The organism is Ruania zhangjianzhongii, assembly GCF_008000995.1.
GTDB lineage: Bacteria > Actinomycetota > Actinomycetes > Actinomycetales > Beutenbergiaceae > Ruania > Ruania zhangjianzhongii.
In genome coordinates this window covers 1783825-1799082 of record NZ_CP042828.1, presented here as the reverse complement: position 1 = coordinate 1799082, position 15258 = coordinate 1783825, and the positions used below count along the sequence as shown (strand labels likewise).

Sequence of the window (15258 nt, the reverse complement as noted above, 5' to 3'; positions counted from 1 at the left end):
GATGACCAGTCGACCGCCCGGTGCCGGTGAGATCCGCCCCCGGAGGTGACACACCGTCTGATCGACCGGCCGATCGCCGTCCTACGATGGTCGGCGTGCTGGTCTGTGTGAGCGTGAGTCATCGAACTGCGGACTTCGCGCTGCTCGAGCGCCTGTCCGCGGCGGCGGCCGCTGACCCGACCGCCGGGCTGAGCAACGTGCGCGGGTCCGTGGTGGTGGCCACCTGCAACCGGTATGAGAGCTACCTGGACGTGGACGATGTTCCGGTCACCGGTGGCGAGCCTCCGGCGTTGACGGCGCTGCTCGCCCACCTGGCTGAGCGGGCCGGAGTCTCTGCTGACCGGCTGCACCATGCTGCCCGCACGATGACCGGCAGCCGGGTGGCCGCGCACCTGTTCGCCGTCGCCAGCGGGCTGGACTCGGTGGTGGTGGGTGAGGACGAGATCGCCGGGCAGGTCCGCCGAGCGCTGACCGAAGCACGCGATGCCGGCACCACCACACCGTCGCTGGAGCGGGCGTTCCAGATGGCCGCCACCACCTCCCGGGACGTCAAGAACGTCACCCGAATCAACGCTGCCGGCCGGTCGATGGTCCGGCTCGCGCTGGACCTGGCCGAGTCCCGGGTGCCCGCCTGGGACCGGGCGAATGTGCTGCTGATCGGCACCGGCGCCTACGCCGGCACCACCTGGGCGGCGTTACGCGAGCGCGGCGCGACCGAGATCGGCGTGGCCTCCCCCTCCGGCCGGGAGCAGGTCTTCGCCCAGCGCGACGGCGTCCATGCGGTGAGTGCATCCGCTCGGGGCGCAGCCCTCGCCCAGGCGGACCTGGTGATCACCTCCACTCGGGTGCAGACCCTCGACGTCGCCGACATCAGCCGCGCCCGCGCGCACACCGACAGCCCACTGCTGGTGATCGACCTGGGGCTGCCCTCGAACGTGGACAAGGCGGTAGCGGACCTGCCCGGGGTGGAGCTGCTCGACTTGGAGACGATCAGCCTGCACGCCCCCGTGCAGGAGCTGGATGCCAGCGCCCGGGCGATGGACATGGTCCGCGACGCGGCAGCCAGCTTCGAGGTGCGCAGCGCCGAACAGAGCGCAGGCCCGGCGATCGCCGCCTACCGGGGCCACGTGGACCAGGTGCTTGCCGCAGAGCTGAACCGGCTCGCCGGCCGTGGCAAGCTGACCGAGGAGACCGAGCGGGCGCTGCGGCACTTCGCTGGTGTGCTGGTGCATGAACCGACCACTCGAGCCCGGCGGCTGGCCGCCGAGGGACGGCTGACCGAGGTCAAGTCCGCGCTCGGCACTCTCTATGGCCTCGACCCGGTCCGGGAACCGGAGGAGCCGCAGCGTTCCACCACAGACCGGGGCACCGGTTCCGGCTGACCCCAGCCCCCTCGGCCCACCCGCCGCCGGTGCCGGCAACCCCGGTAGCGCGACCGGCCGGGTGATCTCTGGCAGGCTGAGCCTGTGAGCACCTACCCCACTCTGGACTCGTTCGACTTCCCAGTCTCCCTGGCGGTGTCCTCGGACCTGCAGGTGCTCAGCCTGGACGGCGATGTGGAAGCGGTGCGGCCGTGGAAATCGGTGACCAAACCGCTGGCGGCGCTGGCCACCCTGATCGCCGTCGACCGTCACCTGGTCAGCCTGGACGAGCCGGCCGGGCCGGAGGGCTCCACCGTGCGGCATCTGCTCGCGCACACCTCCGGGCTACCGTTCGAGGACGGTGCCCCGGCGCAGGCGCCGGAGCGCCGGCGGGTGTACTCCAACATCGGTTTCGACACCCTCGGTGAGCACGTAGCCCAGCGAGTGGGGACGTCCTTCGCGGACTGGACGAACGCCGTCGTGCTGGAGCCGTTGGAACTGACCACCACCACGATGACCGGCAGCCCCGCCTACTCCGCCACCGGCTCCACGCTGGACGTGCTCGGCCTCGGCCTGGAGCTGCTCACGCCGACGCTGATCTCCGCCGAGCTCGGCGAACAGGCCCGCACTGTGGCCTTCCCGGGCCTGACCGGGGTACTGCCTGGTTTCGGCAAGCAGACCCACAACGACTGGGGGTTGGGGTATGAGATCCGCAGCGATAAGTCCCCGCACTGGACCGCCCCTGAGGCCGACCCGGCAACGTTCGGTCATTTCGGCCAGTCAGGGAGCTTCCTCTGGGTGGACCCGAATGCCCGACTGACCGCTGCGTTCCTTGGCGAGAAGTCCTTCCGGGATCGCATCCACGGCCAGCTCTGGCCGCAGCTGAACAGCGAGATCCTCGCGGCGCACGCTCGGCGTCAGTGAGGTGGCCACCCTCAGCGTGCGCCGCTGTGTGGCCGCCGAGGTCGCGGTGATCGCTGCCGGGGAACCGGAGGAGAAGAACTACGCCAGCAGCACGTTCGCCCGCCAGTCCGCTGGCGAGTGCGTCTACCTGGTGGCCTGGGACGGTGCGGAACCGGTGGGCTCGGGTGAGCTGGAGTGGGCGCCGATCCCGGAGCTGAAGAACCTGCAGGTGGCCCCGGACCGCCGCAGCCACGGGGTCGGCACCGCGATCGTGGTAGCTGCCGAGGCGGAGGCAGCCCCGTTCGGGCGGATCTGGATCGGCGTCAGCGCGGACAACCCCGGCGCCCGCCGGCTCTACGAACGCCTCGGCTACCGGCCTACTGGTCGAACCGAGACCTTCTCCTACACCTACGTCGCCGCTGACGGCAGCAAGCACTCGATCACCGAGACGGCACAGTACCTGGAGAAACGGCTCCCAGGCTGAGGCGAGCCCGGCCGCATCAACTGGCGACTGCCGACTCCCCTGCTGCCCGCTGCTCCGGTCGGTCGAGCGCCAGCGCGGCGAAGGAAGCCAGCACCCGGTGCGCCGAGGTGACGTCGGCACGCGCAGTGCGGGCGATCACCTCCTCGACCTCATCCGGCGGGAAGTAGCCCGCATGCGCATACACCTCGATCCGCAGCCGTACCGCCTCGGCGTCCATCTCCGGGTGAAACTGGGTGACGTAGGCGCCGGGAGCGAACCGGTACATCTGCACCGGGCAGGCGGAGGAGCCGGCGAGCACCACCGCGCCGGGCGGCAGCCGGGTACAGGCCTCCTTGTGGCCGACATAGGCCTCGAAGGAGTCCGGCATACCCGCGAGCAGCGGGTCGGCGAGGCCCTCGTCGGTGAGCCGAATGGTCACCGCAGCCGTGTCCTCGGCGTAGCGGCCGTCCACCAGGCCGCCAGCCCAGCGGCCCACCACACCGATGCCGTAGCAGAGCCCGAGGAACGGGATCCGGTGGGCCACCACCTCGTCGAGAACGTCCATCAGCCTGGCCTCGACGCCGGTCTGGACCGTGGACTTATCCGACTCCGGGGTGGAGACGGTGAACGGACTACCACCGAGGATCACCCCGGCGTACTGCGTCAGCGGCCCGGGCTCCTCCCCCTGGTCCAGGCGTATCCGCACCAGCTGCTCCGGCCGCAGGCCAGCGAATCCCAGCACGCTGGTGTACTCGGCATCTGCCGCCACCGGCTCGGCACGGGAGGCGAGGAAGCACAACGGAGCAGTCACCGCTCCAGTGAACCGCACAGCGGCCCAGGAGTCCCAATCGGCGCCCGGAACGCTCACCGCGCGAGTCCCGGGCGCCCGAAGTCTGCCGGCTCGGGGGACAATGGCAAGCGATGACTCTTACCCTCCCCGCAGACCCCACTGACGACGACGCCCTCGTCGAAGCCTTCACCGACTGGGCTGCCGGCCGCGGCCTGGACCTGTATCCGCACCAGGAGGAGGCGCTGTTCGAGATCGTCACCGGGGCGCAGGTGATCGCCTCCACCCCCACCGGGTCGGGCAAGTCCCTGATCGCAGTCGCCGCGCACTACGTGGCCCTGGCTCGCGGGCAGCGCAGCTACTACACCGCCCCGCTGAAGGCTCTGGTCAGCGAGAAGTTCTTCGACCTTGTCGACATCTTCGGCGCCGATCAGGTCGGCATGCTCACCGGCGACTCGGCCATCAATACCGAGGCCCCGATCATCTGCTGCACTGCGGAGATCCTCGCCAACCAGGCCCTGCGCGCCGGTGCGGACACCGAGGTGGACCAGGTGGTGATGGACGAGTTCCACTTCTACGCCGACCCACAGCGCGGCTGGGCGTGGCAGGTGCCACTGCTGGAGCTGCCGGAGGTCCAGTTCGTGCTGATGAGCGCCACCCTCGGGGATGTCTCCGCAATCGCGGCAGACCTGACCCGCCGCACCGGGCGGGAGGTCGCCGTGATCAGCAACACCGAGCGCCCGGTGCCGCTGACCTACAGCTACTCCACCGAGCCGCTGCAGGAGGTGGTGCGCGAGCTGCTCGGCACCCACCGCACGCCGGTGTACATCGTGCACTTCACCCAGGCGGCTGCCGTGGAGCAGGCACAGTCACTCACCTCGATCCCGGTAGCCTCCCGGGCGCATCGGGACCAGATCGCCGAAGCCCTGCGCGGGTTCCAGTTCGCGCGCGGGTTCGGCGCCGCGCTGTCCCGGCTGCTGCGGCACGGTATCGGCGTGCACCATGCGGGGATGCTGCCCCGCTACCGGCGGCTGGTGGAACGCCTCGCGCAGGCGGGCCTGCTCCCGGTGATCTGCGGCACGGACACCCTCGGCGTGGGCATCAACGTGCCGATCCGCACGGTGCTGCTGACGGGGCTGACCAAGTTCGACGGGATCAAGTCCAGGCACCTGTCCGCGAGGGAGTTCCACCAGGTGTCCGGGCGGGCCGGCCGTGCCGGGTACGACACCACCGGCGAGGTGATCGTCCAGGCCCCCGAGCACGTCATCGAGAACGCGAAGGCGCTCGCCAAGGCCGGCGACGACGAGCGGAAGAAGCGCAAGATCGTCCGGAAGAAGGCACCCAGTGGTGCGGTGAACTGGACCGATAAGACCTACGAGCGTCTCCGGGACGCTGAGCCGGAGCAGCTGACCAGCCAGTTCCAGGTCTCGCACGCGATGGTGCTCGGGGTGCTCTCCCGCCCCGGTGACCCGCTGCCGGCGATCACCCGCCTGCTCATCGACAACCATGACGCGCCCGCCGAGCGGAATCCGCACCTGCGCCGGGCGGTGGGCATCTACCGGACGCTGCGCCAGGCCGGTCTGGTGGAACGGGTCGAAGACGCGAACGGACGCCGGACCGTGCGGCTGGTGGGTGAGGTGCCGGACGAGTTCGCGCTGAACACCCCGCTGTCCCCGTTCGCGCTGGCCGCGCTGGAGCTCCTCGACCCCGACGACGCCGACTTCGCGCTGGACGTGGTCTCGGTGATCGAGTCGACCCTGGAGAATCCCCGCCCGCTGCTGATCGCTCAGGAGAAGGCGGCCAAGGGTGAGGCGATCGGTGCGATGAAGGCCGAGGGGTGGGAGTACATCGACCGGATGAACGCGCTCGACGAGATCACCCACCCCAAGCCGCTGGCCGAGCTGCTCACCGCGGCGCTGGCCGAGTTCCGACTCACCAACCCGTGGGTGGACGATTACGAGCTGAAACCCAAGTCCGTGGTGCGGGAGATGGCCGAGACCGCGATGACGTTCTCCGAGCTGATCGCCAAGTACGGCCTGGCCCGCAGCGAGGGGGTGCTGCTGCGCTACCTCACCGATGCCTACAAGGCGCTGCGGCAGGTGGTGCCCGAGCGGATGCGCACCGAGGAGCTCACCGAGCTGATCGAGTGGCTCGGCACGCTGGTGCGGCAGATCGACTCCTCGTTGCTCGCCGAGTGGGAGGCATTGCAGGCCGGCGACGGCGGAGGTCACCCGGACCAGTCCGGCCGGTTGGGTCTGGAGGCGCCCGAGGCCGCTGGTGAGGATGAGGAGGAGGCGCGGTTCGGGCCGGGTCCGGATGCGCCACCGAGCGCGAACCCGCGGTTGCTCCGCCGCCTGGTGCGCACCGCGCTGTTCCACCGGGTGGAACTGGCCGCGCGGGAGGACTATGCCCGGCTCGGCGAGCTGGACGGCGACGCCGGGTGGACGGCGCAGCGCTGGGAGGAGGCGATGGCCGAGTACTTCGCCGAGTACGAGGACGTGGGCATCGGCCCGGATGCCCGCTCGAGCGCCCTGGTGCAGATCGACCCCCGCGGCTGGGCGGTGACCCAGATCTTCGACGATCCCGAGGGCGACCGGGACTGGCGGCTGACGGCGACGGTGGACCTGGCGGCCACCGACGAGACCGGCCGGGTGGTGCTCACCGACCTGCATGTCGGCCCCGCCTGACCCTGACCCTGACCCTGACCCTGACCACCCTCGCCCCATCCCCACCCACCCTGCCTGCCTGAATCGATTCACTCGTTACCCGCTGCACAGGGTCGTGCTCCCGGGTATCGCCTCGGCGTCGGCACTGCCGAACCGGCTGGGCGGGCATCTGCTCGACCCCACGGACCGCAGGCCATGGTGACTCCTCCCCTACCCGGTGCGCGACGCCGTCGCCGACCCCCGCCTACGATGGTCGGGTGAGCGAGCGAGAGGCGGGCTGGTACCCGGATCCCACCGGGGAGAACCAGGAACGGTTCTGGGACGGGGACTCCTGGACCGAGTACTACGCCCCCATCGTGCCCAGCGACGAGCAGGAACACGGCGCCGGCACCGCCCGGGAGGACTACCCGTACCTGGCCGAGCTGAACCACCGTCCGGATGTGATGGTCGCCCCCGGCACCGCCGGCGACGGATGGCTGGCGAACCAGCCCTGGGGGCCGGCGGCCCAGCCCCGCGACGACGACGGCACGAAGGTGTTCGGCGCTGGGGTGCGCGGCACCCCCGGTGGCACCGCTGCGGTCGCCTCGCTGGTGGTGCTCGCCGTGCTAGTGGTCGCCGGCCTGGGCTGGTGGCTGGTTTCCGGTCGCAACGACCCCGACGACCCCGACATGTCCAACCCGCCGACGGCCTCCCCCGGCTCGGGTGCGGTGGTGACCGGCACGTTCGCCGCTGACGGCGAGACCAGCGAGACGATCGAGGCCGGCGGTCGGTACGAAGGCGACCTGAGTCTCACCGAGCAGACCACGCTCGCGATCGACGTCCGCGGAGATGGTGGCGCCGTCGACCTCACGCTCACCGTGCAGGACGACGCCGGTGACGAGGTCTACAGCAGCGACGACCGTGGCCGCGATCTGGTCGACATGCTCGACGGCACGTCCCTGGACCCGTTCGGCGTACCCACTCTGGAGGCCGGCGACTACACCGTGGTGCTCGAGGACGTCAACGGCGCGACCACGTCCTTCACCGCTACCTCCGCACCGATCACCGACGAGGTGCGTATCGGTAGCTCCGCAACGGCGAACGTGCCCGCAGACGGAGCCTGGATCGGCCTGGTGCAGGTGGCTGACGAGGGCGAGTACACCGTGGACGTCCGCGACGACGGGAGCGAGGACCCGATGCTGGCCACGCTGGACTCCGAAGGCCGGGAACGGATGAACGACGACCGGGACTACTCCGGTGACGACTACGACCCCCAGCTGGTGGCACCGATGCCGAGCGGCCCGCTGGTGCTGATCGTCACCGAGTGGGCTGGCGACGCCACCTCGGTGACGATCTCGGTCACCGGCCCGGCCTGATGGCCGCGGCCAAAGCCCCCGCGACCCCGGCGACGCTCGCGCTGACCGCGGCGGGTATCGGTTTTGGCGTACACCAGTACAGCCACGATCCCGGTAGCGACCTCAGCTTCGGGCTGGAGGCCGCCGCCGCGCTCGGCGTGGACCCGGCAGCGGTGTTCAAGACCCTGATGGTACGCGTGTCCGGGCTGACCCGTCACGGCGGCCTGACCGTGGCACTGGTACCGGTGGCGGAGTCGCTGGACCTGAAGGCGGTCGCCCGGGCGCTCGGGCAGAAGAAGGCCGCGCTGGCATCGCCCGCGGACGCGCAGCGCTCCAGCGGGTACGTGACCGGTGGGATCTCCCCCGTGGGTCAGCGCACGCCGCTGCCCACGCTGATCGACGAGAGCGCCGAGACCCTGCACGCCGTCTACGTCTCGGGTGGTCGCCGCGGATTCGATGTGTCCCTGGCACCGGCAGACCTGGTCTCGATCACGGACGCCCGGTTCGCGCCGATCGCCGCGATCCACCCAGCAGGCCGGTAGCTGGCAGCGGTAGCCGGGTCTGCCGCTGCCGGTATGCAGGTGTGATGGGCCCCGGGGCGGGGGCATGCACACCGCCCCGGGGCCGACTCACCGCTACTGGCCGAGCTCGTTCTGCAGGTCGTTCTGCGCCTGGTCCAGGGCATCCTGGGCCGGGACGCCGCTCTCGAAGATCTCGTTCAGCGTCACCGTGGTGAACTGATTGTCGATCGAGGGCCAGTCCGGGTTCGTGAACCCCTCGAAGTGCCCGATCTCGCCCTGGTACTCATTCAGCACGTCGAAGAGGTTCGTCTGGAAGTACTCGTTGAACTTGTTGTCCTCGGCGTGCGTGACTTCCTCGTTCTGCCAGACCTCCATGTTCACCGGGTCGAAGCCGAGGACCTCCCACACCGCCACGTTCGCCTCCGGGGACAGCTTCGCGAACGCGAGCCACTCGGCGGCGAACTCACTGTCCGGGGATGCCGCCGGGACCGAGGTTCCGGTGCCGCCACCACCGATCGTCGCCACCTCGCCGCCGTCGATCACCGGTGCTGGGGCGATCGCCACGTCACCGGCCAGGTCCGGCATGTAATCGACGAAACGTGAGGTGTACCAGGCGGGATAGACCACGGCCGCGTGGGAGCCGTCGTTGATCGCGCCGAAAGCCTGCTCGTCGTCGGGGCTGCCGCCCGGGATCGTCGAGATGGCGCCGGCCTCCTCCATTCCCTGCAGCAGCTCGAGCGCCTCGACGGTCTCGGGCCCGTTCACCGCGACCGTCCCATCGTCGGCGAACATGTTTCCGCCGAGCTGGGTGACGATCAGCGGCTCGAGGAAGTTCACCCCCGTACTGGCCACGCCGAAGTCCGCACCCGTCGCCTCGTGGTATTCCACTCCCGCGTCCTCGAAGTCCTGCCAGGTCTCGATCGTGGTGTAGTCGATACCGGCTTCCTCGAGCAGCGCCGTGTTGTAGAAGGACACGAAGGCACCCACGTGGGTGGGGAAGCCGTAGATCGAGCCGTTCCGGCTGTACAGGTCCAGCCGCGCCTGAACCACATCATCGATGTACGGTTCGGCCGCCGCCGTCAGGTCGACCAACGGCGGGTTGTCACCCTGGACGAAGTTCGAGAACTTGTTCACCTCGATGTCCACGACATCGGGAAGCCCCTCGCCGGAGTTCACCGCCAGCTGCAGCTTGTTGTGCATGTCGTCGTACGGGTAGACGGTGACCTGGAGGTCGATCGGTCGGTCCGGGTTCTCCTCGTTCCACGCCTCAGCCATCTGGTCGTAGTAGGTCGCGTGCAGCTCTGCGAACACCCACATGTCGATGGTGACGCTGCCGTCCTCGTTCGGGCCGCCGGTGTCCCCACCTCCGCTGCACGCCGCCAGAAGCGCACCGGTGAGCCCTACTGCGGCTAGAGCCGCCGCTCGTCGTGATCGAGTCATCATCCTTCTCCGTTTCTATTGAGGTCGTCATTAACCTTTGAGCGCCCCGGCGGTCATGCCGGCGACGAAGAATCGTTGGAACAGCAAAAAGAGCACCAAGATGGGAATCAGGGAGAAGAACGCCCCGATGATCAACAGCTCGTAATTGTTCCCATAGGGCGTCAGGAGGGTATTCAGCCCGATCGGGAGGGTGAACTTCTCCGCTGACCGCAGGACGAGAAGAGGCCAGAGGAAGTTGTTCCACACGATCATCCCGTTGAGGATCGCCATCGCCGCCAGCGCTGGTTTGGCGATCGGTAGCACCAGCTTGAAGAAGATGCCGAACTCGGTGACACCATCGACCCGCCCGGCCTCCAGGAGCTCCTTCGGTATGCCCAGGAAGTACTGCCGGAAGAAGAAGATGGTCACCGCTGCCGCCAGGAACGGCAGGACGATCACGATGTAGGTGTCAGCCAGACCGATGTCGTTCACCATGACGTACATCGGGAGCATCATCATCTCGAAGGGCACGGTCATCAGCAGGATGACTGCGATGAATCCCGCGTTCTTTCCCCTGAAGTCATACATCGCGAACCCGTACGCGACGAACGAGCTCACCAGCAGAGTTCCGGCGACCTGCGCGACCGTCAGGACGAAGGTGTTCAGGAACCACCGGAAGTACAGTCCCGAATCGGTGAACAGCATGACGTAGTTGTCCAGGGAGAGCGTGCTCAGATCGACGTCGAACGAGATCCCGTTCCGGATGACGTCGTTCCCGTCCTGGAAGGTACCCACGAAGATCGCCACCAGGGGAACGAGGACGATCAGGGTGAGCAGGATGAGGAAAGTCGCCTGTACGCCCACGAACAGCCGCCGGGGCAGCACGTGCTTGCTCCGGACACCACGCGCGCTCATCGTCGATCCTTCTTGAACGTGCCGCTCAACGTGAGGTGGGTGAGGTTGATCGCCATGATCACTACCAGGAGGATCACGCCCACGGCCGAGGCAAACCCGAGATCGTTCTCCTGGACCCCTTGGCGGTAGAGATAACCGACCACCGTGAGGCCCTGGTTGTTCGGTGAGTTGTTCCCGGCATAGAGCATGAAGCTCTCCAGGAACATCGCCAGCCCGCCGTAGACGCTGATCGTGAGGACGTACACGATCGTCGGTTTGAGGTTCGGGACAGTGATCCGGAAGAACTGCTGGACCCGGCCCGCGCCATCGATCGACGCCGCTTCGTAGTACTCCGTGGGAATGGACTGCATCCCAGCGATGAAGTACATGATGTTCACCCCGGTGTAGCGCCACAGCGCCAGCGCCAGGAGCGCGATCAGGCCCGGGATGTCCTGGCGGAGCCACCGGACGGGACCGAACCCGAAGAAGCCAACGATCTGGTTCATCAGGCCCGAGTCGGTCTCGGCGAACATCAACCGAAAAATGATGCCGGCAACGACCACCGAGGTCAGCGCCGGTACGAACAGCGAGGCTTTGGCGAAACCTTTGATCCGCGGGCTACCGATCTTCGAGTTGATGACCGCCGCTAAGAACATCGGAATCGGGATGAGCAGGGCCAGCGTGAGCACCATGTACCGCGCACTGTTGAACATGGCCTTCCAGAAGGTCCGGTCCCCCATCAAGCGGACGTAGTTGTCCAAGCCGATGAAGGTGGCGTCCCCGTAGAGGACCTCCTGGGTGCTCATGACCACCGACCGTCCGAGCGGCACCATCCAGAACCCGAGCAGGGTGATCACGAACGGCGCGATGAAAAAGTACGGCGCCCATCGTTGGGAGTACAGGATCTTCTTCACGTACCTGCGGCCTCCTCGGCGCGCTGCGCTGGGGCGCGATCGGGATCAGCTGCTGCGGTCGCCTCGGCGACCGCCGAATCGATACGTGCCTGGACTGCGCGGTCGGCATGCTGACGGCGCCGGCGGCGCAGGTACAGCGCTGCGGCGATGAGCAGCAGGGCCACGAGCTGCGGCCATGGGATGGTCACGCTCTCGATCTCGGTGCTGCTCGGCGTGACCGCAGCCTCGGGTGCATCTTCTCCCACCGCTGCGGGGGTCACGGTGATCCCTCCCCGGGTCCAGAACAGGGCCCAGAGGGGGACATCGGCCACGACCTGCACCTCCTCACCGGGCAAGATCTCCCGGCGGGTGTCTTCCGTGCGCACCGGCAGCAGGCCGAACGGGCCGGCCACCTCCAGCACCGCACTCGTACCGAGCCGGACGTTTCCGGTGTTCCGCAGCAGGTAGCTCACCCGCAGGTCCCCGCTGGCGAACGGGTTCCAGCCGGGACTCCAGTCGACGGCGACGCCGGCGGCCTCCACCTGAGCCGCAAGGTCTCCGCTGACCCGTAGGTGCAGTCGGACCCCTACCCGCGAGGTCAGCTGCACGCGGTGCTCATCAGCGGGGACCAGCTCGGCCACGATGCCGGCCGGGTGGTCACCGGGGACGGCGTCCTCCGGTACTGCGATTGACACCGGAATGACGGTGGAAGAGTCGGGTTCCAGCTGCAGCGTCATCGCCCCTGCGGAGTCAAGGCTCGCCGCTGGGACGTCGTCGAAGGTCACCCAGGTTCCGGCGTCGGTCGACTCCTGCCCGGGCGGAAGAATGTCGAAGGCACCGCTCTCCCCCACGACGCCGTCACTGGCGTAGATCCGGAAGGTAGCCGCGCTCGGTCCGAAGTTGCGCACCTCGACCGCGTCCGTCGCCGAGCTTCCCGGGTCGACGTCGTGGCGGAGCGACACCCGGTCGTCGGCGCCGTCGCCGGCAGCAGGCTCCACGGTCCAGGTAGTGCGTGGTCCATCGTTCTCCTCGCCCGTGCTGGCACTGGCGGCCGAGGCCGCCAGCGAAGTGCCGAGGGTGAGTCCGGCCAGCACGAGGGCCGCACCGTAGGTTGTGAACGTTCTCATCGACGACCTCCGGATGTCCTTTCGTCGAGGCAGATGACCGGTGGTGCGGCTGGAGCCAGCCGCACCACCGATCGTCGGTCCGTCAGTCGACCGGGAAGAGCGACACCGTCACCGCGCCGGTGTAGGTGCCAGGCTCGGTGTCGACCGGAACCTCGAGGGCGAGCCCCGCGGTAGCGGAGATCGATCCGACTCGTCCCTCGTTGGCGGCTTCGACCAACCGTTGCGGCGCGGCCAGACCGGCTCCGCCACCCAGGACGGTGTCGACTGCTTCACCGGCGACTACTCCGTCACGCTCGCTCGAGAGCGTGGGAGACCAGCCGAGATGATCGGCGCCGATCGCCGCACGCCCGCCGGCGAGCTCGGACGACTGGCCCGATACTGCCCAGCCCGTGCCGCCAGCCTGCTCGTCCGTGCGAGAGTCCGTCACGGTCACTGCGGGCAGCTCCCCCGCCATGACCAGGCGGTCGCCCGCGTTGCTGGCCTCGCCGAGGGTGACACTGCCACCGTGGTCAGCGATCGTCAACGACAGGTAGCCGTCAGCAGCCTCCGGCACCGTGGCCTCGATCTCGATCCCGTCGGAGTCGTCCGCTGTAGCGGAATCGAACAGCCGAGGAGCGAAGTCGGTGAGAGCGTGCTGCCACGTGTCCCACCCGTGCGGTCCCTCGAACCAACCGTCGAACTCATACTTCACCCCGGCCTCGTCGAAAGTTTCCATCGCCTGGACGACGCCACCGTAGGTGAAGTCGGAGATGTTGCCGTTGTACAGGCGAAGCAACGTGGTGCCCTCGTTGATGGCAGCCACGTCAAGCTCGGCGGCGTCACCTGAGTAGCCGGCCGAGAAGGTGCCGATGTAGGCGAACTCGCCCGGCTCCCCGGTCAGGACACTCATCGTCTGTCCGCCGCCCATCGACAGACCCGCCAAGGCGCGCTGCGCCGGGTCATCGCTGACGTGGAACTGAGACTCGGCGGCCGGAGCGATGTTCTCCAACAGCTCAGTGGTGAAGTCATCGACGTTGCCGTTACTCATCACGACGACCATCGGCTCGAGGTTCCCATCGAGGAAATGGTTGTCGAGGATGTTCGTGGCCTGTCCCATCTCGGTCCAGTCGGTGTAGGACTGTCCGCCCCCGTGCTGGAGGTAGAACACCGGATACGGCTCGGAGCGGTTCGCGTCATAGCCAGGCGGGGTCCACACCAGCGAGGTGCGTTCCTCACCCGCAACATCGCTGGAGTAGGTCATCTCCTGGACCACACCACCCTCACCTTCCGGTACCGGAGAAACCATCCGGGCAGAGTCACCCGGGACGAAGAACTGGCTCCAGGTTGGCTCCGTCGTCACGCTCGTCGGGTTCCCGGTGTCCTTCTGTGCCTCCATGTCCACGATCAGTCGATAGTGGTACCAGCCCGGATCGAGGGGACCGACCGTCCCCTGCCACCGGTCGCCCACCTGGCTCAGCTCGACGCGGGTCCACAGGTGGCTCGGCCCCCAGTTCGCCCAGACCGTCACGTGCTCCGCGTCGGCGAACTCGGTGGTGGTCTCGAACGTCACGAAGCCGTCCTCGCTGACCCACGGGGTCGGCGTCGTGCCCGACTCCGGGGTCTCGAACGGTTCGTCGATCTCCGTGTGTCCGGGGCTCATTCCCTCCGACGGACCCTCCTGGAAGAGCCGCTGGCTGAAGTCGATCAGGTTCTCCTGCCAGGCGTCCCAGTTGTGGCCGGCGTCAGGATTCGCACCGTCAAACTGATAGGCGAGGCCCGCGTCGTCCAGCTTGGCGAGCGCCTCGTGGGTGCTGTTGTACGCGTGGTCGGTCGGGTTGCCGACGTAAATCCGCACGAAGTCGGTGAGAGTGTTGATCTCCTCGATCGACTGATTCGAGGCAAGCAGTCGATCGACGGCACCGAGGAAGCTGCCGGAGCCGAACACTCCGATGCTCGAGAACTCACCCGGGTCGCTGGCGAGCACGTCGAACGACTGGCCACCACCCATCGACAGCCCGGCAAGCGACCGCTGCGCCGGATCATCGCTGATGTTGAACTCCCGCTCCGCGGTCCGGATGATGTTGCGGAACAGCTCGTCAGCGAAGTTCGAGACGTTGCCGTTGCCCATGATCACCACCATCGGCTGGATCTGCCCGGCGGCGTAGAGATTGTCGAAGATCTGGGCCGCTCGGCCGACCTCAACCCAGTCGCCATAGCTCTGCCCGCCACCATGCTGCAGGTACAGCACCGGGTAGGGATCGCTGCGCTCGGCATCGTAGTCCGGCGGGGTCCAGGCCATCGCAGCACGCTCCTCGCCCGCTACTGAGCTCTGGTAGGTGAACTCCTCGACCGCCCCCTGATCTGCCGGTGCCGCCTCACCCAGGAGCTCCGCACCCTCACCCGGCACGTAGAACGTGCTCCACTCGGGCTCGGAGCCCACGGAGGTCGGGTTGGTCGGGTCCTTCATCGACAGGTGATCATCGGCGGTGATCTGGTAGTAGTACAGACCGGGATCCAGAGGCCCGAGGATCCCGGACGCCTCGTCCCCATCCAGACTCAGGCCGAACTCTGCCCAGTTCGCCGACGGACCGAAGTTGCCTTCGGCCACGATCTGGCTGATCTCGGTTCCGACGGCATCCTCGACCTCGTCCACCGGAATGGTGAACGTGGCGAATCCTTCCTCGTCGACGGTGACCCAGTCAGGATCATCGGCGCTCGCGGATGTCGAGAGGGCGACCGCGCCGCTGGCTGCTACCAGTGCGCCCACCGCCCCTGCTACGACGCTCCGCCTCAGCGTGGACGCGGATCGTCGGCTCGGTGAAACATGTGCCATCTAGCTCTCCTCCTCAATGAGGTTCGCGCTCGGCCGCTCGCGCGTCCGAGCATGATCGGCCACCCACTCAGCCATGCG

At 68.0% G+C, this 15258-nt stretch carries 12 protein-coding genes; 6 read left to right on the top strand and 6 right to left on the bottom strand.

Annotated elements, in window-relative coordinates:
* The first annotated feature begins 86 nt into the window (after positions 1-86).
* The 3 genes from FU260_RS08400 to FU260_RS08390 all read left to right on the top strand — a co-directional run bounded on the left by FU260_RS08400 (position 87) and on the right by FU260_RS08390 (position 2748).
* Positions 87-1382 (top strand): glutamyl-tRNA reductase, encoded by a 1296-nt coding sequence (locus FU260_RS08400; protein ID WP_268957782.1) that lies wholly within the window; start codon positions 87-89, stop codon positions 1380-1382.
* An 84-nt stretch (positions 1383-1466) separates the two neighbouring features.
* The gene (locus tag FU260_RS08395) at positions 1467-2285 is read left to right on the top strand and encodes a serine hydrolase domain-containing protein (RefSeq protein WP_147916651.1); all 819 of its coding nucleotides are present in this window, start codon (positions 1467-1469) and stop codon (positions 2283-2285) included.
* A 1-nt stretch (position 2286) separates the two neighbouring features.
* The gene (locus tag FU260_RS08390) at positions 2287-2748 is read left to right on the top strand and encodes a GNAT family N-acetyltransferase (protein ID WP_147916650.1); all 462 of its coding nucleotides are present in this window, start codon (positions 2287-2289) and stop codon (positions 2746-2748) included.
* Between the two features lie 16 nt (positions 2749-2764).
* Here FU260_RS08390 and FU260_RS08385 read toward each other — a convergent pair whose 3' ends face one another.
* Complete coding sequence (locus FU260_RS08385; protein WP_235912248.1) at positions 2765-3538, bottom strand: glutamine amidotransferase; 774 nt, start codon at positions 3536-3538, stop codon at positions 2765-2767.
* Between the two features lie 110 nt (positions 3539-3648).
* Here FU260_RS08385 and FU260_RS08380 point away from each other — a divergent pair, with 110 nt between their 5' ends.
* The 3 genes from FU260_RS08380 to ybaK all read left to right on the top strand — a co-directional run bounded on the left by FU260_RS08380 (position 3649) and on the right by ybaK (position 8056).
* Complete coding sequence (locus FU260_RS08380; protein ID WP_147916649.1) at positions 3649-6201, top strand: DEAD/DEAH box helicase; 2553 nt, start codon at positions 3649-3651, stop codon at positions 6199-6201.
* A 236-nt stretch (positions 6202-6437) separates the two neighbouring features.
* The gene (locus FU260_RS08375) at positions 6438-7535 is read left to right on the top strand and encodes a DUF2510 domain-containing protein (RefSeq protein ID WP_168211703.1); all 1098 of its coding nucleotides are present in this window, start codon (positions 6438-6440) and stop codon (positions 7533-7535) included.
* Positions 7535-8056 (top strand): Cys-tRNA(Pro) deacylase, encoded by a 522-nt coding sequence (gene ybaK, locus FU260_RS08370; protein WP_147919387.1) that lies wholly within the window; start codon positions 7535-7537, stop codon positions 8054-8056. The genes FU260_RS08375 and ybaK overlap by 1 nt, the downstream gene beginning before the upstream one ends.
* Before the next feature lie 93 nt (positions 8057-8149).
* Here the strand turns inward: ybaK and FU260_RS08365 are convergent, their stop codons facing one another.
* The 5 genes from FU260_RS08365 to FU260_RS08345 all read right to left on the bottom strand — a co-directional run bounded on the left by FU260_RS08365 (position 8150) and on the right by FU260_RS08345 (position 15114).
* Positions 8150-9475, bottom strand: coding sequence for an ABC transporter substrate-binding protein (locus tag FU260_RS08365; RefSeq protein WP_147916647.1), 1326 nt, complete (start codon positions 9473-9475; stop codon positions 8150-8152).
* A gap of 30 nt (positions 9476-9505) precedes the next feature.
* Positions 9506-10369, bottom strand: coding sequence for a carbohydrate ABC transporter permease (locus FU260_RS08360; protein ID WP_147916646.1), 864 nt, complete (start codon positions 10367-10369; stop codon positions 9506-9508).
* Positions 10366-11262 (bottom strand): carbohydrate ABC transporter permease, encoded by an 897-nt coding sequence (locus FU260_RS08355; protein WP_210418225.1) that lies wholly within the window; start codon positions 11260-11262, stop codon positions 10366-10368. Before FU260_RS08355 ends, FU260_RS08360 begins: the two co-directional genes overlap by 4 nt.
* The gene (locus FU260_RS08350) at positions 11259-12368 is read right to left on the bottom strand and encodes a COG1470 family protein (protein WP_147916645.1); all 1110 of its coding nucleotides are present in this window, start codon (positions 12366-12368) and stop codon (positions 11259-11261) included. The genes FU260_RS08355 and FU260_RS08350 overlap by 4 nt, the downstream gene beginning before the upstream one ends.
* A gap of 82 nt (positions 12369-12450) precedes the next feature.
* Positions 12451-15114: an alpha/beta hydrolase gene (locus tag FU260_RS08345; RefSeq protein ID WP_210418224.1), complete on the bottom strand. Its 2664-nt coding sequence runs from the start codon at positions 15112-15114 to the stop codon at positions 12451-12453.
* Positions 15115-15258: the final 144 nt, after the last annotated feature.